Genomic DNA, 19,894 nt, shown 5'->3' with positions numbered 1-19,894 from the left:
GTCGCGCCGCCACGAGCCCGCGGCCTACCTGCGTCGGCTGATCGACATCCTCCCGGTCGGTTCGCCCCGCCGATGCGGGGACCTGGTCGCCCGCGCGTCGCTCCTGCCGGGTGTGCGGCATCTGCTGTTCACGGTGGAGGCCGCCGGTGGGCGGGCGCCCACCCTGGACAACATCGGGCGGCTCGCTGTCGGCGCGGCGCGGCGCGGTGACGCGGACCCGAGCACGGCGGTGCGCGGATCGGTCGGCGGTCGTTCGGACGGGCGGACCGGCGCCGGGCGGGTGCCGGGCTGATCCGGGGCCGACGCGATCGGCGGTTCGGTGCGGGCTGGGCCGACGAGCCGGGTACCATCCCTTCATGGAAATGGTTGTCATAAACGTTTGGCTGGAGTGGTGGCGATGAAGGTCGCGTTCGTCGGCAAGGGCGGCAGCGGGAAGACCACGCTCGCCGCGCTCTTCGCCCGCAGTCTCGCCGCCGCCGACCGGCCCGTGCTGGCCATCGACGCCGACATCAACCAGCACCTCGCGGCGGCGGTCGGCGGCCCGGTGCACGCCGCGAGCGGCATCGCCCCGCTCGGTGCGCACCTGCCGGCGATCAAGGAGTACCTGCGCGGCGCCAACCCGCGGATCGGCTCCGCCGCCGAGATGGTGAAGACCACCCCGCCGGGCCGCGGCTCCCGGCTGCTGCGGGTGGTGGAGGACAATCCGGTGTACGCCGCCTGCGTACGCGAGGTCGGTGGGCTGCGGATGGCGGTCACCGGCGAGTTCGGCACGGAGGATCTCGGTGTGGCGTGCTACCACGCCAAGGTCGGGGCGGTGGAGTTGCTGCTCAACCACATGCTGGACGGCCCCGGCGAGTACGTCGTGGTGGACATGACCGCCGGTGCCGACTCGTTCGCCTCGGGGTTGTTCACCCGCTTCGACCGCACCTTCCTGGTCTGCGAACCGACCGTGCGCAGCATCGGCGTCTACCACCAGTACACCGGATACGCCCGCGACTACGGCATCGCGCTGTCGGTCGTCGGCAACAAGGTGGAGGACGCCGCCGACCACGACTTCCTGCGCGAACACGTCGGCGCGGAGCTGCTCGCCTGCTTCGGTCGCTCGTCGTACGTGCGCCGGGCCGAACGGGGCGACGTCGGCCCGCTCGGGGAGCTGGAGCAGGAGAACCAGGCCGCGCTGGACCGGTTGGTCGAGGCGGTCGACGGCACCGAGCAGGACTGGTCGGCCCGCACCCGCTGGGCGCACGAGTTCCACCGGCGCAACGCGGCGGCCTGGGCCAACGACCGCACCGGGGTCGACCTCACCGCGCAGATCGACCCGGAGTTCCAGCTGGGGACGGCTGCGGTCGTCGCCGGCTGAACCGGCGCCACGGCCGGGCGTCACCCGGCCGTGGCGCCAGGGTCCACGTGCCGCGCCGGGCGCGTCGGTGGTGCGACCCGGCGACGTCACCGGTCAGGCCGGGACGGTGTCCGCGAGTCGGCGGCGGGCCGCCAGCCGTGCCACCACCAGGGCGTAGCCGGTCACCACGACCAGGTCCACGGCCAGCAGCTGCCAGGGGGCGTCGGCCGCGGTGACCTCGCTGGCCAGTTCCCCGGTCGCCGCCGCCAGACCCAACGCGACCAGGTTGTTGACCACGTGCAACCCGATCGCCGCCTCCAACCCGCCGGTGCGGATCGTCAGCCACCCGGTGACCAGGCCGAAGAACACCAGATCGGCGAAGCCCCAGCGGGTGCCCCAGCCGTGCAGGGCCGCGAAGACCAGCGCCTGCGGCACGATCGCCAGCCACGGACTTCGCAGGTAGGCGCCGGTCGCCTGTAGCAGCCAGCCCCGGCACAGGTACTCCTCGGCCGCCGCCTGCAGCGGTACCAGTGCCAGCAGCATCGCCATGCTGATCGCGAAGGTCCGGACGCCGACCCAACCCGATCCCTCCGGGTCGGCGTCGGAGCCGTCGCCGGTGAGGGTGAGCAACCCGAGGAATCCGCCGATCATCAGCGTGACCGTCGGCAGTGCCACCAGCAGGCAGATGGCGAGCCAGCGCCACCGCAACCGGCCGGTCACCGAGGAGACCGTGCCGGCGGGGCGCGCCTGCACCCAGCGCGCGGCCAGCAGGACCACCGGGATCAGCGCCGCCAGGCCGAGCAGCAGGTACGCCGTATCGGCGATCGGGCCGAAGCTCGGTATCCCGTCCGGCCCCTCCGGCTGCCCGGTCAGCTCGGCGGCGACGAGCCAGGGCGCGGCGATCAGCATCAGCAGGAACGCGCCGCCCGCCAGCACCAGCAGGGTGCCGACCAGCGGACGCCACCAGCGGTACGCGGGGTTGCGGGCCAACCGGTGGTACGCCGTCCCGGCCGGGGCCGACTCGATCCGCCGGGCCGGGCGCGGGGCCGGATACGGGTACGGATACGGCGGATAGGGGTACGGATACGCCGGATGCTGCCCCTGCGGCGGGTACGGCGGGTACGGATGGGCCGGCGGGTGCGGGTACGGCGGTGGGTGTGGCCCGGTAGCCCCTGCTTGCGCGGACGTCGGCGGTGCCGTGGGCGGTGGATCGGGGGTGGCCGGTGGGTCGGCCGAGGGTGGGCGGGCGGGCGGGGTCGTCATGCCTACAGGATGTCCTGGGTCGGCGACCCTCGCGGCATCCGCCGACCCGATCCCCGCCGGCGGTCCGCGGCATCCCCGTTCGTACTGGACGGCCGCCGCCGATGAACGCGCCGATGGTCGTGACCGTCGTGGAGTCGAAGCCCGGCGTGCCTGCCCGGTGCAGGATCGCGACGAGGAGACGACCCGCGGTGACGACGGAGTACCCACCGATTTTCCAAACCGGGCCCGCCACCGGTGAACCGGTGGCGCTCTCGTGCCGTCATGCGGGCGTGCGCCTGCCGCACTTGTTCGCGGACCTGACGGGTCCGCCTGGTCGGCCAGTGGAGGGCTAGATGACGGTGAGTACAGGGTTGTTCCGGGGCCGCGAGGGCCGGACGAGCAGGAGGGTCGCCCTGCTGGCCATCGCGGCACTCGCGCTCGGGCTGGTCGTGGTCATGTCGAGCAGTTCGGACGCGGTCGCCGGGGAACGGGTGAAGTTCGTCAACGCGACCGGCGAGACGCTGTGGATCGGTGCCGGTGAGAGCGCCGACGGTTCACGGCGGATCACCGACCTGCCGGTGCTGCGCCCCGGCGATTCGAAGACGATCGTCATCCCGGACTCGGGCCAGCCGGGCCACTGGCGTGGCCGCTTCTTCGCCCGGCAACGGTGCAGCGGCGAGCCCGGCAGCACCTTCAAGTGTCTCGTGGGTGACTGCGGCCCCTTCCCCGATCGGTGTGTACTCGGCGCCGAGCCGGTCAGCCTGGCCGAGTTCAACTTCGACCAGAACAACCCCGCGGCCCCCTGGTACAACGTCAGCTACGTCGACGCGCTGTCCACCACGATCACGATCGACGCACCCGGCAACTCCCACGGCAAGGTGGCCGGCAGTTGTGTCCAGACCAACTGCTCCGGCGGGCAGATGCTGGCCGCGTGTCCCGCCGCGCACGCCGTGCGAGACCCGGGTCGCGGTGACAGGGTGAACTGCGTCAACCCCAACCGGGACGCGGAGAGCGCCTACACCGCCGCGCTGCGCCCGTTCGGCGCGCGGGCCTACCTCTGGTCCACCCACGACAAGGTCGCCGGTAACGAGACCGTCTTCAACTGCCCCGGCTGCCCGGACTTCGTGGTGACCTTCCGCGGTGGTGGCGGATCGGCGGCGCCGCCCGCCGACCGGCCGGTCAACCGACCCGCCGATCCGCCCGCCAACCGGCCCGGCAGCTCGAACTCCGCCTTCTCGGTGCGCGGTTACGTGAACAAGTGTGTCGACGTGCCCGGTGGTGTCTCGGCCGACGGTGCACAGCTGCAGCTGTGGCGCTGCAACGGCACGGCGGCCCAGCGCTTCACCCGCGGTCCCAACGGCTCCCTGGTGGCGCTCGGCAAGTGCATGGACGTCGCCTGGGCCTCGCGGGACAACGGCGCCAAGGTGCAGCTCGCGCACTGCAACGGCGGCCCGGCACAGGTCTGGGTCACCGAGCGGGAGATGCTGCGTAACCCGCACTCCGGCAAGTGCCTCGACGTGCGGGACTGGAACACCGGCGACGGTGCTCCGTTGCAGATCTGGCAGTGCAACCCCGGGCAGGGCAACCAGACCTGGCGTACGGTCGGCCGCTGAGCGACCACGGTGGACCGGGCTTGCCCGCCCGGTCCACCGTGACCGGCGGACGGGTCACCGGCGCGGCGCAGCCGCCGGGCCGGGCACGCGGTGGGCGGGAATCCGAGACGGAAGGACGCGAATGAAGTCAGGTGGGCTGGGCCGGGCACCGGCGTCGGGTGCGGCGGCCCGGCGAGCGGACGGTCGACGGGCGGCGAGGCTGCGGTGGGCGACGCCGTTGCTGCTGGCGGTCATACTCGCGCCGGTCGTCCCGACGTCCACCGCCGCCGGTTCCGGTGCGGTGGGCGTGGCCCGGTCCACGGTCGAGGGCGCGGTCGCGTCCACCGTCGCCGTCGCGGCCCGCTCTGCGGCGGCGCCCGCGGAGACCGGCAAGTACTACGTCGTCGGGCCACCGGTGAACGGCCAGCGCGAGTACCTCTACAACATCGCCCTGCTCACCCTCGGCAACGGCAACCGGTTCCGCGAGATCGTCGAGCTCAACCGGGGGCGGGTCCAGTCCGACGGCGGAACCTTCACCGACGGCGTCGAACTCGCCCCCGGCTGGGTTCTCGTGCTGCCCCGCGACGCCGACGGGCCGGGGGTGCGCACCGGGGACCTGCCCGCGGCCGGGCCGCCGACGCCCCGTGCCACCCCGCCCGCCCCGACTTCCGCGCCGCCCGCGCCGAGCACGACGCCACCGGCACCGAGTACGCCGCCTGCCGCGACTACCGCTCCGCCCGCCGCGACTACCGCTCCGCCGGCAGCACAGCCCAGCACCGCGGCACCGGCCGGCGAACCGGGGATCCCGGCCGCCAGCCCGCCGTCGGTGTCCGAGTCGTCCGGGCTGGATGGCCTGGGTGCCGACCCGGTCCGGGTCGGTGCCGCGGTGTTCGCGGTGCTGCTCGCCATCGTGGCGATCCTGGTGCTGCCCCGGCGGGTCCGGCAGATGCGGTCGGTGACGCTCGACGACGGCCCGTGGCCGCCGGACCGGCATCACACCCCGACGCCGGCCGAAGTCGAGGCCCTCGCGGCAGCCGCACCGTCCGGTCCGGACGCGCCGCCGTCGACGGGGACCGCGCCGGCCGTAGCGGCCGGCCGGGAAGCGACCCCGGCACCGCGATCGGCGAAGTCGGACCCGTCCGCGCCGTCGACGCCGGGGACCGCGCCCCGACCGGAACCAGAACCGGCCAGCGCGGCCCGGGCGGCGGACCACCCGGTGCCGGTTGCCGTGGTAGGGGCGACAGCCGCGCCGGATGCCGGGCCCCCCGCGCCGGTGGCACCGGACGACGAGCCTGCGGAATGGGAGCTGGTCGGCCCGCGGCTGGCGGACCTGCGGACGGCGGAGCACACGCAGCTGCGCCTGGCGAAGCCGGCTTCGCCCCGGGTGCCCGCCGCGACGCCACCCGACTGGCCCCCCTTCGCCGGTGTCGCACCCGTACCCGCCACGGCACCGCAGCGATCCGCCGCGGCCGCCGACGGCGAGCGCCCGCAGGCCGTCGACCTGCCCCGGCCGGCGCTGCCGGTCGACGGCGACGTGCCGTACGTGCGCGCCGACGTCCGTACCGAGGCCGGGCCCGCCGTCGTACGGCTGGTCGGAGTCACCACCGGCCCGGCGCCCGCCTACGCCTGGCTCGCCGACGACGAGCCGGCGCCCGAGGCGGGCGTCCCACTGGTGCTCGGCCGCAAGGGACAATGGCGGTTGCAGGTCGACCTGGGCCGGGCGCCGGACGTGTTCACACTGGTCGGCACGGTGGCGGAGTGTCAGCTGCTGGCCGCCGCGTACGCCCGGCAACTGCGGGCGGGCGGGATCGACGTCGCCGTACTGGACGACGCCCTCGGCAGCGAGAACGTCGACGGCTGCCGTCGCCTCACCGCACTCCCGACGGCGGACCAGCCGGCCACCGGACCGTACGTGCTCATCATCGGGGGCATGCCGGACGGCACCGGGGCCGGAATCCGCGCCGTCGCCGCGGCCACCGGGTGCGTACCGATGGTGATCGGCCCGGTGCCGGACGGCCGCTGGTCGGCTCAGCTGGGCGTCGAGGGCTGAAGCTGCGGCACCACGTCCGGCAGCGGTCCCGAGCGCAGTCGCGGTACCCGCTGCCAGGCGTCGGCCTCGGCCCGGAAGACACGCCGTACCCGCACCCGCCGATACGAGCGACTCGCCAGGATCAACTCCACCTGCGCGGTGCGCAGCGCCTGCGCCCGGGACCGGATCCGGACGAGCGGGGCGAGCAGGTCGGCGGTGGCGGTCACGTCGATCGCCCGGTTGCGGGGCACCCGCAGCTCCAGCAACAGCCGTCCGGCGCGAACCGGCGGCTGCCGTCGGTACAGCCGTAGCCAGTTGCGGGGCAGGCGGGCCTGGTCGGCCGGCAGCAGCGCGTACGCGCGGCGGGTGCCGAAGGTGGGCCAGCGCAGTTGCTCGTTGGGGAGGCCGGCGATCGTCCGGGCCGGGGCGGCGCAGCGGATCCGCAGCGCCGTGCCGTCGCACTCGCCGGCGGGCGTCAGCCGGCCCGCGCGGTCCAGGTCGAAGACGGACACCGCCACGGTCCGGTCCAGCCGCGCCGCCGGCAGCAGGTACGCCTCGCGCAGGCCGCGCAGGTGTTGCAGGCGCGCGGGCAGGTGGGCGCGCAGTGCCGCCATCGGGATGGCGCCGCCGGCAGCGATCCTCACCCGCAGCAGTCGCCGGCCCTCCGGCACCGACCGGGCGTCCAGGAAGGCGAGCAGGAAGAGTTCGGCGGCGGGAACACCCTCGGTGATCGACCGGGCGTCGCCCGGCGAGACGACGTACGCCTCGAACTGTTCGGCGTTGACCTGCTGCCCCGGCGACAGCCAGGTCACCCCGTACCCGGCGGCACGGCGGTCGTCGACGGTCAACGCGGGCCGGGGCAGCGGCATCACCGGCACGATCCCCGACTCGCTCACGAACCCCGCCACGGCCGCCTGGGCTGGCTGATCTGCTGGTCCGCTGGTCGGCTCCGCAGGCTGGTCCGTCGCGCTGGTGGCCGGCTCCGCGGCGGGCTCCGTCGCGATGGTGGCGGGCTCCGCGGCGGGCTCCGTCGCGATGGTGGCGGGCTCCGCGGCGGGCTCCGTCGCGATGGTGGCGGGCTCCGCGGCGGGCTCCGTCGCGCTGGTGGCCGGCTCCGCTGGTGCCGCCGGTGCGGTCGCCTGCGATGCCTCGTCGGCCACGGGTGTGGTTGCCCGCTCCGCTACCGGCTCTTCCGATGGGTCCGCCGGCCCCGTGGGTTCTGTCGGCGCCCCCGTGGACTCGGCGGGCGGGCCTGCCGGTGGCGTCGACTCTGTCGCTGCGGCCGCCGCTGGTGTGGCCTCCGCCGACGGCGGGTCGGCCGGTGGTGTGGCCTCGGCTGGTGGTTCCGCCGACTGCTCTTCCCGCTCGTCCGCCGGTGCGGTCGGTTTGCCCTGCGTGGGCTGCGGCGGTGCGGTGTCCGGCGCAGCGGTGAGGTCCACCATGATGCTGGGGCGTGTGGAGGTCGACAGCAGGAGACCGGCCGAGGTGGTGTGCAACGTCGGTGGGCCGGGGGCGAACCGGGGCCGGTGCGCCAGCCAGGCGGCCGGCTGTCCTGCGTAGTCCAGGGCCCGCAGGTCCCGACGGCCATCGACCAGTTCCGCGCTGCCACCCGGGGGCGGTGTCCAGACGGTGGCCCCGGTCGTCTCGGCCAGTTCCCGGGCCTGTGCGCCGAGGCTCTGCTGCTCGTCGGCGTCCGACGGCCAGGTCAGCCAGAGTCGCAGGTCGCTGCCGTAGAGCGGCAGGTCGCCGAGGAGCGCGGCCAGTTGACCGCCGCTGTAGACCCGTTGCGTGCCGCCGTAGTCGCCGACCAGGAAGCCACCGGCGCGGGCGGTGACCGCGACTGTGACCAGGCCCTCCGAGGCCGCGCCGAGGCGGTGCGCGGTGGCGCGTCGGGTGACGAAGTCGGCGCGGGTGGCCAGGACGAGGCCGCCGCGTAGGGACAGCCCCACCACGCCCCGGCGGGGGCGGACCAGGCCACGGTCCACGGTGAACCAGCCCGGCAGCGGGGTGGCCAACTCGGGCGGCTGGATCACGAGCCAGTCTCGGGCCCGGTTGCTGGACCGGTCGAACGGCACCGCGTGCAGCGGACCGTCGCCACGGTCGTGGTGGCGGATGTCCGCGCCCTCGGGGCTGACCAGCACGTCGTGGCCCAGCAGCCCGGCGACCTCGCTGAACAGGTCGGCGTGCCGGGCGCCGTCGGCGGTCAGGATCCGGACGTCGTCCGCGGTTTCGCCGGAGCGGCGGACCAGGTCGGTGATGGCCCGCGCGGTGAGCGGCCGGTCGGGCTTGCGGGGCAGCACCAGGCCCCCACGGTCACCGGGGGCCAGCCACAGGTCGAACAGGCCGGGGACCCGCCGGTGTCGGCGGGGGTCGAAGCGGTGAGTGACCGAGGGGCGGTCCACCTCCGCGTCGATCGTCGTGGGTGTCGCGGTCATGCGCTATCACCACCGTCCGCAGGGTCCAGCGTGCGGCTCTCGGCCGTGGCGGCCGCTGACCCGGCATGTCACCTGGTCTCGTGGCCCTTACGTCTTCACGACGAGGACCGTCGGACTCTGGTTCAGCTCGATCCCAACGTTTTTGCCGATCAGATTGAACGAACGCGGCCGGAATCCGCTGTAGAGGATGTCGGCCGCGAGGATCGGCCGCAGGCTTACTGAAGGAGGAACATCAGTGCTGGCGAAGCGCCCGAACATTGGACGCCTGATCGCGGGCGTGGTGGTTGCCTGCTGCCTGGTCGTGGCGATGGCCGGTACGGCGACGGCCCAGAAGGCACCGCCGGATCCGCAGGCCTACGTCAAGTACTACGTCGTCACCGCGGCGTACCAGGGGCAGCCGGAGAACCTCACCGAGATCGCGACCCGGTTTCTCGGTAGCGGCGAGCGGTCCGCGGAGATCTACAACCTCAACGCCGGGCGGGTGCAGCCCGACGGCGCGAGCCTGACCGATCCGGCCCGCCTGAACCGTGGCTGGTACCTGGTGCTGCCGTGGGACGCGGTCGGCGAAGGGGTGCAGTACGGGCAGGTCCCCTCGGGGGCCAGGACACCCACGAAGGCACTCACGAAGACGCCGCGACCCACCGCGACGGCCGAGCCGTCGGGCAGCCCGAGTCCCACGCCGAGCGCCAGCCCGTCGCCCACCGGCACCAGGAACGCCCCGCGTTGCACCGCCGTCGCCGCGTCCAGCAGTCGCTCCGACTGGGCCCAGCTGCGGCTGGCCGCCGACGGGGCGTGGGATCTCAGCCGCGGCAACGGCGTCATGGTGGCGGTGGTCGACTCCGGGGTGGACGGCGGCCTCGAACAGCTCAGCGGTCGGGTCGCTGTCGGCGCCGACGTCACCGTCGGCAACGGCCGTGGTGACACCGACTGCCTCGGTACCGGCACCGCGATGGCGAACATCATCGCGGCGAACCCCGGTACCCAGAAGATCCCCGCCGGGCTCGCGCCCGACGCCACCATCCTGCCGGTCCGGATGGTGGGCACGTCGGGTAACGGTCGGGCCACCGACGCGGCCAACGCCATCGAGGTGGCGGTGAGCGCCGGCGCGTCGGTGGTGGCCCTCGGCGGGCACGTGGACCTGGCCGCCCCCGCGGTCGCCGCGTCGCTGGCCACCGCGCTCAACCACGATGTGGTCGTGGTGGCGGGCGCACCGACGACGCCGGTCACGCTGCCGTCTCCGGCCGAGTCCACCGCCACCGGCGCCCTACTGCTGGTCGGTGGTGTCGGCGCCAACAACCAGCTGGTCGAGGAGTACCAGCCCGACCTGGTGGAGGTGGTCGCTCCGGGTGCGGACGTGACCAGCGTCGGGCCGGGCGGGGCCGGGGCGTTGAGCTACACCGGCACTCGGTTCGCGGTGGCCTTCGTGGCGGGGCAGGCGGCACTCGTCCGGGCCGCCTACCCGGAGCTGACCGCGGCCCAGGTCGAGCAGCGCATCCGGGACACCGCCGACGCGGTGGGCGGTGAGAACCCCGACCAGCGGTACGGCTCGGGGATGATCAACCCGGCGGTGTCGCTGGCCCGTACCCTCGACGGCGAGCAGCAGACCGGCGCCGGGGCGAGTGCGGGTGGTGGTGGCGGCGGTGGTGGCGGAATCGCCACCCTGGTGCTGATCGGCATCGCCCTGGTCGGTGGTGGGGCGTTCCTGGCGTTGGGTTTCCACCGGCGCCGCGCCTACAGCTGAGGTCCGGGCACCAGCACGAGAACGGGGTACGGGCGCAGCGCCCGTACCCCGTTCTCGTGCCTGCCTACCGGTGCTCGCCGGTCAGCGCAGTCGCCAGGTCTGCTCGGCGTTGCCGACGTAGATCCACAGTTCCAGCGGCCGGCCGCTGGTGTTCATGTCCACGTCGACGGACTTGCCGTTGAGCTGGCTGATGATGCCGCCCTTGTCGTTGATCTTCCAGGACTGGGCCGGGTTGCCACTGCACACGGCCACCTGGATCGCGGTGCCGTCCTCCGAACCGGCCCAGGCGATGTCCATGCACAGCCCGCGGGCCCGGATGGTGCCGTCCTTGCGGACCTCCCACCACTGCGCCGGATCCTCGGTACAGGTGCGCAGGTACAGCCGGGTGCCGTCGCCGGTCTTGCCGGAGCTGATGCACTGGCCGGTACGCGGGTGGAAGATCTGCTTGAACCCGGCGGGACGTTGCGGCTTCGGTGCGGCGGTCGTCGGTGCGGCGGTCGTCGGCTTCGGCGTGGCCGAGCGGGCCGGCGTCGAGGTGGCGGATTCGGTGGCCGACGGCGTCGCCGACGGCTTCGGAGTCCTCGACGGTTCGTCCGACGGGTCCGGGGTGGGCGGTGTCGCCGACGGCGCGCCCGGTTCGTCGGGCTCGGTGGGCGCGGGCCGGGTCAGCCGACCGTCCAGGGCGTAGAGATCGGTGAGTGCCTTCACCGCCCGCAGGAACGTCTCGGTCGGCGGGTCGAAGCTGCCGCCGGTCTGTCGAACCGCGGTCGGGCCATTGCGGTACGCCGCCAGCGCCAGCAGGTACGGGTCACCGTCGAGACCGGACAGTTCGTCGATCAGGCCGCACATGGCGTTGCCGAGGCTCGGAATCGCGGCTGCGGGATCCCAGGCGGAACCACCGTCGGGGCCGTAGGTCCGCCACACCTCGGGAAGAAACTGTGCGATGCCCAGCTGCCCGGACGGACCGAGCAGGTTGGCGTCGAAGCCGGACAGCGCCATCAGTTGCGCGGCCACCATCGCCGGGGTCACCGGCTCGCAGACCGACCCGGCGCTGACCACCAGGGGCACGTGGGGCGCGGGTACTCCCTTGGCCTCACTGGCGGGTGGGGGTGTCGGCGCAGCGAGCCCTGGGCCGCCGAACTGCTTGAGCTTGCCGTAGTACCCGGCGTAGCCGCTGACCTGGTCGACGTACTCGATGGCGTCGGCGGGTACGCCGTTGGCCGCGGTGACCGCGGGCAGCCCGCTGTGGTGCGCCGCCACCGCCAGCCGCCACTGGTCACCGGTGAGCCCGGCCATCCGCAGCTGCCCGGTGAAGTCGCACATCTGGTGGGCGAGTGCCAGGATGCTTGCGGAGATGTCGGAGCGGCGGGCGTCCGGCCACGGCTTCCACGCTGTCCAGTCCTCGTCGTCCAGGCCGGCGATGCCCCGTCCGCCGGAGGCGGTGTTCCGCGCTCGGTTGTCCAGCCCCGACTCGGCCATCAGCTGACCGGCGATGCGGGCCGGGGTGAGCACCGGACAGGAATGGGCCGCGGCGACGATGGCGGTCATCTGCTTCTCGGTGACCGATTCGCCGACGACGGTGTCGTCGCGGGCGGAGGCGACGCCCCAGTTGATGGTGGCGACGACGGCGGAGAGGATCGCCAGCGCGGCCAGCGCGGCCGCCAACACCTTGCGCGGCGTCCGGCCGAGTCGGAGTTTGTCGAAGATGAGATCGGTGGTCACGGGCCATCCCTTTCGGCGTGGCGACACCTGTCGTGACGGATCTCCGCCGTCCGGCGTTCAGGTTCGGCCCGATCTTTTTTCGATTCCTGGTCGCCGGGACTGAACCGACTGCCCGGTGCAGCCGTCAACCGGGCAACGCCGCCACACCGTGGCTGCCGGCCCCGACCGCCGACCGAAACCGTCGAGATTGGAGAGTGGTCATGCTGACCAGGCGCTTTGCGCCGGGTGCGATCTCTGTCGATGCGGTGGCGGGTGGCTGGGTGACCTGGGCAGGGCACCACCATCCCGGTACGGCTATGCTCGCGGTCAGGGCCGCGAGGACACATGTCGTTCACCCGGCCGGCAGGATGCGATCCGTCCGTCAGGGAGGCGGTCTGTGTCGGCGGTGCCCAACGAGTCCATTGGACCGTGTCTTGCGGACGGTGCCGTCGTTGGGCCGTCCGCCGCCGAGGCCCTACTCAAGGGGATCATCGACGAATACCGGCGGCCGTTGCACCGCTTCCTCACCCGGCTGTTGCTCGGTCAACAGGATCTCGCCGAGGACCTGGTGCAGGAGACGTTCCTCCGCGCATGGCGTAACGCTCAGACGCTTGCCGCCGATCCGTCGAAGATCGCACCCTGGCTCTACACGGTGGCCCGGCACGTGGCGATCGACGCGATGCGGGCCCGGCAGGCCCGGCCGCCCGAGGTCAGCCTGCCGGACCTGAACCGGGTTCCGACCACCGACGACGAGATGGACCGGGTGGTGAGCGTGCAGGCGGTGCGCAGCGCGCTCGGAAAGATCAGTCCAGAGCACCGTGCGGTGCTGATCGAGATGTACTACCGGGGCGCCTCAGTGGCTGAGGCGGCGGTGCGGCTGGGGATACCCGAGGGTACGGTAAAATCCAGAGCCTATTACGCGGTACGCGCGCTGCATGCCGCGATCGGCTCGACCGAGTCGTCCTGATCCCAAGGTCGCCCCGGACCCAGACAGACACACCGCGTGGTGCCGACCCGTTGAGGAGAGGGCTGGATGCGCGCAGGCGGGGATCACGCCATGGCCGAGCAGGAGAGGCTTGCCCTCTACCTGATGGGTGCCTTGGACGACGCGGAACGCGAGTCGTTCGAGACGCACCTCGCCGGCTGCTGGCACTGCCTCGACGAGGCGGCCGCGATCGGCCCCTCGGTCAGCGGCCTGGCCGGCCTCGGTGACGCCGACTGGGCACTGCCCACCGACGAGCCATCGCTCTCCACCGACGCAGCACCGGCACCGTCCGTACCCACGGCCTCGGCCGACGCCGATGCGCCCCGGTCCACGCCGCCGGTCGACCCCACACCGCCGCCGGCCACGCCTGCGGTCGCGGCGGTCCCGCCGACCGCAGCCGGCACCGATGCGCCGACGGATGGCGTCGGTGCCGCTCCTGCCGTCGAAAGTTCCCCGCTCGCCGACGTCGACAGCTCCCGGCACACCGAGGCGCCGACGACCGCCGACGGGACCGGCAGCGCACCGGTCAGTTCGGGACGCGGCGGTGAGACGGGCGCCGGCACGGTCCGCCCGACCGGCAGCCGCCCGGATGCCCGGCGTCCCGCCGGCACGCGACCGGCTTCGACGGCAGCTGCACGGCGCCGCCGCCGGGGGCTCTGGGTCGGCGCGGCAGCACTCGTCCTGGCCCTGGCCGGTGGAGTGGCGGTCGTCAACGGATGGACCGCCCGGCCCGACCCGGTGCTGACCGCCACCGGGGAGGCACCCGGCTACGGAGCCAGCCTCTCTGTCGTGATCACCGTCGGCGACCAGGGTGGAGCCACGATCCGGATCACCGCCAACGGCCTGCGGCAGGGCACCCGATACCGGTTGTTCGCGGTGACCCGCGACGGCGCCACGCACACCGTCCGGGACTGGACCGCGTCGTCGGGGCCGCAGGAGGTGGCCGGTGAGACGTCCCTGCCGGTCGACGAGCTGTCGTTCATCACCGTCGGGCTGACCGACGGTTCCGCGATCGTGACCGCACCGATCGCCCAGAATCCCGCTTCCCCCCGTTGACCGCCCAGCTCCGCTCGACCTGGCCCCCGCCGGCGGGACCGGGCTGACACCTCGCGGCTCGGCCCGGTCCGGCGGACCGGGTCAGTGCGCCGATCAATCGTCAGCCAGCCTTGTCGTCCGACATGGGTTCCGCCCCGACCAGGTCGCAACCTCGACCGGACCATGACTCCTGTTGGTTCCCGTCTCTCGACCGTCGAGGGGTGAACCAGTGAGGGGTGGCAGCCGTCCTGCTGGCGCCGATTGTTCTTGCCAGTCAGGAGTCCTCATGTCCGATCCGAGTTTCGACTTCGACGCCCTGAGCCTGAGCGATCTTCGCCGACGGCGAGGGTCGGCACCAGCAGACGGCTTAGGGGAGGAAGTGCGGCCCTACCCGCACCGCGCCACCACCATGCCGGTGGCTCCCCCGACCAGAAACCAGTCGCTTGATCCGATTGTCGAAAGCGAGCTGTTGGACGACTCGCCGCCGTCACCGAGCGGATCCCACGAGTCGTCGAGCTCCATCTCGCTGAGGGATGTGGGCGGGGATGTGGTCGCCGAGGCCACCGACGGTTCGCTGTTGGCGAGGTTCGGTGAGAAGGCGTACTACTGGCTGGGAACTGCAGGGCCGGTCACCAGTCTCGTCGGCGCCGGCCTGCAGGGGGCGTTTCCGAGTCTCGAGACCGCTGGGCAGTACGTGCAAGGCGCTGGCGGAGTGATGACGGCCGTGAGCGGGGTCTACTCGACGTACGAGAAGGCCAAATCGGCGAAGGAGAAGGAGATTGACGTGGAGACCGGCCTGCAGCAGTCGGTCTCCCAGCTGAAGCGTGGGACCAGCAAGCCGGGCGTCGAGATCGTGGCTGATCTGGTCAGCGCCGCCGGCGGCTTCGTCACCGCAGTATCGGCACTCGCCGGGGGGAGGACGGACATCGCCTTTGCCGGCACCCTGGTCAGTGGCGTCGTCGAGGCGGTCAAAGCGTTCAACGACAAGCGTGGTGATCCCTACGAGAGCAGCAAGAACTTCCTGGTCGAACATCGGGCGGAGATCACAAAGCAGGAGAACTGGACCGACCTTCCCCCAAAGGTGCAGGTTACGTTGACTGACTACTACAGCAAGGTGGACAGGAAAGCGGCCGCCAAGGAAGTGTCGCAACACAAGTCGACCGGCCGATCCAACTCGGTGAACTACCGGCCGGGCGGCTACGGATACCAGCAGAATCCGACGGCAGGTCCGTCCGAACCGATCCGCCGCAACAGCCACGGCGGCCGGCGGCGAGGCAAGTAGTAGTCGGAGACCGCGTCCACCTACTCATGGTGGTGGGTCCCCCGGTCCGCCGTCGGCTGCGCCGCAGTCCCGCCGTGCTATCGGGACCGTCCGGCGCGGCGGCGGCGGGGTACGGCGGGTGACGGGAGCAGGCCGGTTCGGCTCCTTCCCCCGGCGTTGCGCACGCTGGTGAGTCGGGCCGCCGGGGCGAACCGTGGACCGGCCGGCGCGGCCAGGGCCAACCGCCGCCAGCGGGAGTGATCGGCGGCGGTCCAGTGCCGCTCGTGTGATTCCTTGGCCGCGGCGGCGTGTCCGGTCGGGGTGGCCCGGTCGTCGAGGTACTCCTTGGCGGCCAGACCGCGGGCCTGGTTGGCGCGGGCCCAGGCACGGTCCCGCTCGGCGGTGCGTCCGTCGATGTCCCGGACCTGCGGCTGCTCCACCCGCCGAGGCTCGTCGGTGGCGGTAGGCGTCGCCGTGGCCTGCGTGTGCTGCGCGCGACGGAGGCTGGCGAGTGCCGCCGCGGCCACCACCGCGGACGGTGGAGTCGGGCTCGGCCACGTACGTCGCGAGGTCGGGCCGCGGACGGCTTCGTTCTGGTGGGCACGCGGTGGACGCATCGGTCTCCTCCAGGGTCGGCTCCACCCGTGCTCTACGGGCGCAACGGCGCTGGGTTCGCCGGGCGGCCGATGTTCCGAGAAAAAAAACCCAGAACTCGTCCTGAACCGAGCGCCCGGCAGCGCCGTTAAGCGGCCGTCACCAGTGGCCGGTGGTACGGCCGATGACCGCAGCGGCGAGCAGGGAAGGGGGCGAGGCAGATGGGCAACGGATCCGTGGCGGTACAACGACCGGAGGTCTCGGCCATGAGATCGGGGCTGGCGGAGCCGTTCGGCATACCGATGTTCGACGATGGCCCGGACTGGCGACGCGACAGCCTCTCCGAGGACGGTATCGGGTGGATCGGCGCCCACGGCGGTGCCGGCGCCTCCACGCTCACCCGGCTGCTGGGCGGCACCGACATCGGCTGCCGCTGGCCGGACCCGGCGCTGGCCGAACCCGCCCGGGTGATGGTGGCCGGGCGGACGAACCACGACGGGCTACGGGCGGTCTCCCGCGCGCTGCACGCGATGAAGGAGGGCCGACACCCGGCCGGGATGCGGCTGCTGGGCGTGGTGCTGATCGCCGACGCGCCCGGCCGCCTGCCGCCGCCGCTGCTCGGCCGGATCCGCCTGCTGCGCTCGGTCGCCCCGGTGCACCGGGTGCCGTGGATCCCGTCGTACCGGGTGGGCGAGGAGCCGAAGCACCCACCCCGGCAGTTGGTCCGGTTGTCCACCCTGGTCGGCCCGCGCGTCGAACCACGGAGGCAGCCGTGACCGGGGTGGCCCGCAACGCGGCGGCGGTCGTCGTCGGCGCCCTGCTGGGGCTGCTCGGGCTGGGTCTGACGCCGCCCGCCGCCGCTGCTGCGCCGGAGCCGCCCGACGGCATCTACCTCGTCGAGGTCGAGACCAAGGACGTCCACTACCACTACCGGCTCTGCATCAAGTCCGACACGGTCAGGGCGAGGCCACGCGGCGACGGCAGCGACCGGCACTGCATCCCCAAGATGACGATCGGTCTGCCCATTCCGATCCCGCTGGTGACCGAGTACAAGGAGGGCGACTCGATCTACATGGACGTCGAGATGTTCACCGGTCTCGCCGGCGAATCCGTGACCAAGGACAACATCAACATCACCGGTGCGAGGACGTGCTGGCTGTCGGGTCTGGTCCATGCCGGGAAGTTCGAGTGTGACAGCCCGATCAACAGCGTGAACTTCTCGCCGCCGGCCATCGAGCCGTACACGATCAACACCAACGAGCACGGATCGGTCCAGAAGCTGCTCAACTTCATGGCGTGGCTGGTGAGTGCCGCGGCCGTGACCGGTCTGCTCATCACCGGTGCGACGCTGGCGTCCCAGCTTCGTCGCGGCGCTCTCGAGGAGCGGACCGAGTACACGAAGCACCTCGCGTTCGTCGTCGCGGCCTGCCTGCTCGCGACGACCGCCGGCCCGATCGTCAGCTGGCTCGCTCTCGTCAAATGATCATCGCGCCGGACGCCGGTCCGGCCGACTGGAAGATGCCCGATTCATAAGGAGACGCAGTGTTCCTCACCGACTTGTACTACAGCAGCCTGATTCGGGTCTCCAGTTTCCTCACGGCGCCTGGACCGGAGGGTGGCGACGTCGTACCACAACCCTCGATCAACGGCCAGCTGCCCGACGGCCTGGCCGTGAAGGTGCAGCAGGTGCTGGGCCTCGTCGCCTGGGCCGGTACGGCGGCCGGTGTGGTCGGTGTCCTGATCACCGGTGCGGTGATGGCCATCTCGCACAAGCGCGGCGAGAGTTCGGAGCACATGAGCCGGCTCGGCATGGTACTGGGCGGCTGCATCCTGGTCGCCATGGCCGGACCGATCGTCAGCTGGATGTTCACCGGCCCGTCGTCGAGCGCCTCGTCGAATCCCTGATCCGCGTGGATCGCAAGCCCGGACGGTGGTCAGCCGGAGAGGGAAAGGTGCCATGAGAATGAGATTCGGTTCCAATGACGAGGTGGCCGGGGAGCAGCCGTTCTGGCAGCACCGCCGGTGGCAACTGTCGGCCGCCTTTCTCGCCCTCGCCCTCTGTACCGGCACGGTCGTGGCGCTCGGCGGCGGCCGGGACGCCAACTCCAGCGTGACGGCCGCCGGCCCGGTGATCGGCGACCTCGGCCCGGACGGAACCCGGCCGCAGGGCTGCCGCACCGACGACTCCGCGCAGCAGCTCCCGAGCGAGGCACCGAAGGACATCGTCTGGCGGCCGTTGAATGGCGCGGACACGCCGGTGTCGGCTACGGCAGGGCCGCTGAAGACCACCGGTCCGCTGCTCTGGTGCTTCGCGCACACCCCGCTGGGGGCGGCCATGGCCGTGCACACCATCTCCCGGCAGATGAGCGGCCCCGACTGGCGTACGGTCAGCGACCAGCAGCTCGTGCCCGGCATGGGGCGGGACTACTTCGACGCGATGCGCGCGTCGATGCCCGACACCGGGCCGATGCAGACCGTCAACTCGCTGGCCGGGTTCCTCGTGCTGAGGTACTCACCGGGCACCGCCACGGTCCGGGTGCTGGTCCGGCAGGCGAACGTGCTCTACGCCTCCGTCGACTACACGGTGGACTGGAACGGGGTGGACTGGCGGCTACGCCCGTTGACCTCCGGTGGGTTGCACACCCGGGCCAACCCGGTTGTCTCGCTCGTCGGTTTCGTGCTGTGGGACGAGGTGTGACGTGAGCGACTGCGCCACCGGCGACGCCGTCTACATCGGCACCATCGGCCAGGTCGTCGGCTTCTTCGAACGGGGTATCGACGGCATTCTCAGCGACATCGCCAGCGCCATCCTGGGCGCGGCGGTCGAACTCTTCGCCGAGCTCGGCAACGTCCCCACTCTCAGCAGTCCGGAGATCAACGGCAGCATCCATTCCCAGACGAACTGGCTGGTCGTCACGATCGCGGTCGCGTCGCTGTTGGTAGCCGCCTTCCGGATGGCGCTGGAGCGCAAGGGGCAGTCCCTGACCGTGGCGCTCATGGGTCTGGTCCGCCTGATCATCGCGGTGAGTGCCGCCTGGTGGGTGGCCGACTGGCTCGCCAAGGAAGCGGACTCCTACTCCGAGCATCTCTACGAACAGGGCATCAAGGCACAGCTCAAGCTGATCGCCAACTGCGGCACGGACGGGCTCACCGCCTTCCTGCTGATCATCGTCGGCCTGCTGCTGCTGATCGCCGGCTGCATCCACGTCATCCTGATGTACATCCGGCTGGGCGTGATGGTGCTGCTCACTGGCACGCTTCCGCTGGCCGCCGCGGCATCGATGTCCGAGTGGGGCGGAAACTGGTGGCGTAAGCACATCGCCTGGATGGTCGCCTGGTTGGCGTTCAAACCGGTGGTCGGGCTGATCATGTACTCGGGCGCGGCGATGATCGGCGCCAGCGGCAACGACGCCCGCCACTACAAGCTTGCCGGCGTCGCAGTCCTCTTGATGGCCGCGGTTGCGCTGCCCGCGCTGATGCGCCTGGTGGTGCCGGCGATGACCAGCCTCGGCTCCGGCAGCGGCGTCGGTGCGGGGGTCGGCGCCGGTGCCGCTGCGGCCACCGGTGCCAAGAAGCTCGCCGGCATGGCCGGGGGTGCGGTCGCTTCCGGCGGCGGTTCCCGGGGGCCGAGCGGAGGAAAGTCGGCGGCGGGCGGCGCATCGGGTGGCGGCCGGTCGGCCGGCGGGTCCGGTGGGGCGTCCGGTGGCCGGTCCGGCGGTGGTTCCGGCAGTGGTTCCGGTGGGTCCGGCAGCGGTTCGGGTGGTGGGTCCGGTGGTGGGTCGAGAACTGGCCGGGCTGCCCGGGGCGCGATCGGCATCGCGGCCAAGACGGTCGGTGTCGCCGCCACGGCGGCGCAGGTCGTGGCCAGCACCCACAAGCACGCCAGCAACCTCGGTAGTGGAGCACTGCCAGAGCGGGACCGTGACTAGCCGATGCCGGG

At 72.4% G+C, this 19,894-nt stretch carries 17 protein-coding genes; 13 read left to right on the top strand and 4 right to left on the bottom strand.

What is annotated here, in order from left to right; all coding sequences use genetic code 11:
• Positions 1–112 precede the first annotated feature (112 nt).
• The gene (locus tag D2L64_RS04990) at positions 113–292 is read left to right on the top strand and encodes a hypothetical protein (protein WP_119573512.1); all 180 of its coding nucleotides are present in this window, start codon (positions 113–115) and stop codon (positions 290–292) included.
• Positions 293–397: 105 nt separating this feature from the next.
• Complete coding sequence (locus D2L64_RS04985) at positions 398–1,360, top strand: ATP-binding protein (protein WP_119573677.1); 963 nt, start codon at positions 398–400, stop codon at positions 1,358–1,360.
• A 93-nt stretch (positions 1,361–1,453) separates the two neighbouring features.
• Here the strand turns inward: D2L64_RS04985 and D2L64_RS04980 are convergent, their stop codons facing one another.
• Entirely contained in the window at positions 1,454–2,602 is a 1,149-nt protein-coding gene (locus D2L64_RS04980) for a CPBP family intramembrane glutamic endopeptidase (RefSeq protein WP_199714413.1), read from the bottom strand.
• Positions 2,603–2,934: 332 nt separating this feature from the next.
• Between D2L64_RS04980 and D2L64_RS04975 the strand changes: the two genes are divergently transcribed.
• On the top strand, positions 2,935–4,194 hold the full coding sequence (locus D2L64_RS04975; RefSeq protein ID WP_119573511.1) for a ricin-type beta-trefoil lectin domain protein: 1,260 nt from the start codon (positions 2,935–2,937) through the stop codon (positions 4,192–4,194).
• A gap of 121 nt (positions 4,195–4,315) precedes the next feature.
• Positions 4,316–6,223 carry a hypothetical protein gene (locus tag D2L64_RS04970; protein WP_147376182.1) on the top strand — a complete coding sequence of 636 codons (1,908 nt, stop codon included), beginning with the start codon at positions 4,316–4,318 and terminating at the stop codon, positions 6,221–6,223.
• On the opposite strand, the gene D2L64_RS04965 is transcribed toward D2L64_RS04970, so the two are convergent.
• Positions 6,202–8,637: a hypothetical protein gene (locus D2L64_RS04965; protein ID WP_119573509.1), complete on the bottom strand. Its 2,436-nt coding sequence runs from the start codon at positions 8,635–8,637 to the stop codon at positions 6,202–6,204. The two genes, D2L64_RS04970 and D2L64_RS04965, sit on opposite strands and share 22 nt — an antisense overlap.
• Before the next feature lie 235 nt (positions 8,638–8,872).
• Here D2L64_RS04965 and D2L64_RS04960 point away from each other — a divergent pair, with 235 nt between their 5' ends.
• Positions 8,873–10,378: a S8 family serine peptidase gene (locus D2L64_RS04960; protein WP_119573508.1), complete on the top strand. Its 1,506-nt coding sequence runs from the start codon at positions 8,873–8,875 to the stop codon at positions 10,376–10,378.
• A gap of 81 nt (positions 10,379–10,459) precedes the next feature.
• Here D2L64_RS04960 and D2L64_RS04955 read toward each other — a convergent pair whose 3' ends face one another.
• Complete coding sequence (locus D2L64_RS04955) at positions 10,460–12,100, bottom strand: ricin-type beta-trefoil lectin domain protein (RefSeq protein WP_119573507.1); 1,641 nt, start codon at positions 12,098–12,100, stop codon at positions 10,460–10,462.
• A gap of 376 nt (positions 12,101–12,476) precedes the next feature.
• On the opposite strand from D2L64_RS04955, the gene D2L64_RS04950 reads away from it, so the two are divergent.
• The 3 genes from D2L64_RS04950 (at position 12,477) to D2L64_RS04940 (ending at position 15,381) form a co-directional block, all read left to right on the top strand.
• Positions 12,477–13,046, top strand: coding sequence for a sigma-70 family RNA polymerase sigma factor (locus D2L64_RS04950; RefSeq protein ID WP_119573506.1), 570 nt, complete (start codon positions 12,477–12,479; stop codon positions 13,044–13,046).
• Between the two features lie 66 nt (positions 13,047–13,112).
• Positions 13,113–14,120, top strand: a complete 1,008-nt coding sequence (locus D2L64_RS04945; protein WP_119573505.1) for a zf-HC2 domain-containing protein — start codon at positions 13,113–13,115, stop codon at positions 14,118–14,120.
• Between the two features lie 265 nt (positions 14,121–14,385).
• Positions 14,386–15,381, top strand: coding sequence for a hypothetical protein (locus D2L64_RS04940; RefSeq protein WP_147376181.1), 996 nt, complete (start codon positions 14,386–14,388; stop codon positions 15,379–15,381).
• Positions 15,382–15,458: 77 nt separating this feature from the next.
• Here D2L64_RS04940 and D2L64_RS04935 read toward each other — a convergent pair whose 3' ends face one another.
• Entirely contained in the window at positions 15,459–15,800 is a 342-nt protein-coding gene (locus tag D2L64_RS04935) for a hypothetical protein (protein WP_147376180.1), read from the bottom strand.
• Between the two features lie 420 nt (positions 15,801–16,220).
• Here D2L64_RS04935 and D2L64_RS04930 point away from each other — a divergent pair, with 420 nt between their 5' ends.
• Genes D2L64_RS04930 through D2L64_RS04910 form a run of 5 tightly spaced genes read left to right on the top strand, consistent with a single transcriptional unit; the run spans position 16,221 to position 19,883 of the window.
• Positions 16,221–16,730 (top strand): protein kinase family protein, encoded by a 510-nt coding sequence (locus tag D2L64_RS04930; protein ID WP_233558772.1) that lies wholly within the window; start codon positions 16,221–16,223, stop codon positions 16,728–16,730.
• Positions 16,727–17,437, top strand: coding sequence for a hypothetical protein (locus D2L64_RS04925; RefSeq protein WP_119573501.1), 711 nt, complete (start codon positions 16,727–16,729; stop codon positions 17,435–17,437). The genes D2L64_RS04930 and D2L64_RS04925 overlap by 4 nt, the downstream gene beginning before the upstream one ends.
• A 59-nt stretch (positions 17,438–17,496) precedes the next feature.
• Complete coding sequence (locus D2L64_RS04920; RefSeq protein WP_119573500.1) at positions 17,497–17,859, top strand: hypothetical protein; 363 nt, start codon at positions 17,497–17,499, stop codon at positions 17,857–17,859.
• A gap of 58 nt (positions 17,860–17,917) precedes the next feature.
• Entirely contained in the window at positions 17,918–18,652 is a 735-nt protein-coding gene (locus D2L64_RS04915; RefSeq protein WP_233558771.1) for a hypothetical protein, read from the top strand.
• 1 nt (position 18,653) lies between these two features.
• On the top strand, positions 18,654–19,883 hold the full coding sequence (locus tag D2L64_RS04910; RefSeq protein ID WP_119573498.1) for a hypothetical protein: 1,230 nt from the start codon (positions 18,654–18,656) through the stop codon (positions 19,881–19,883).
• Positions 19,884–19,894 lie beyond the last annotated feature (11 nt).

Origin of the sequence: Micromonospora radicis (assembly GCF_003583405.1) — a bacterium.
Classification (GTDB): Bacteria; Actinomycetota; Actinomycetes; order Mycobacteriales; family Micromonosporaceae; genus Micromonospora; species Micromonospora radicis.
Note: the sequence above shows the minus strand (reverse complement) of the source record. Positions and strands in the feature narration are given on the sequence as shown.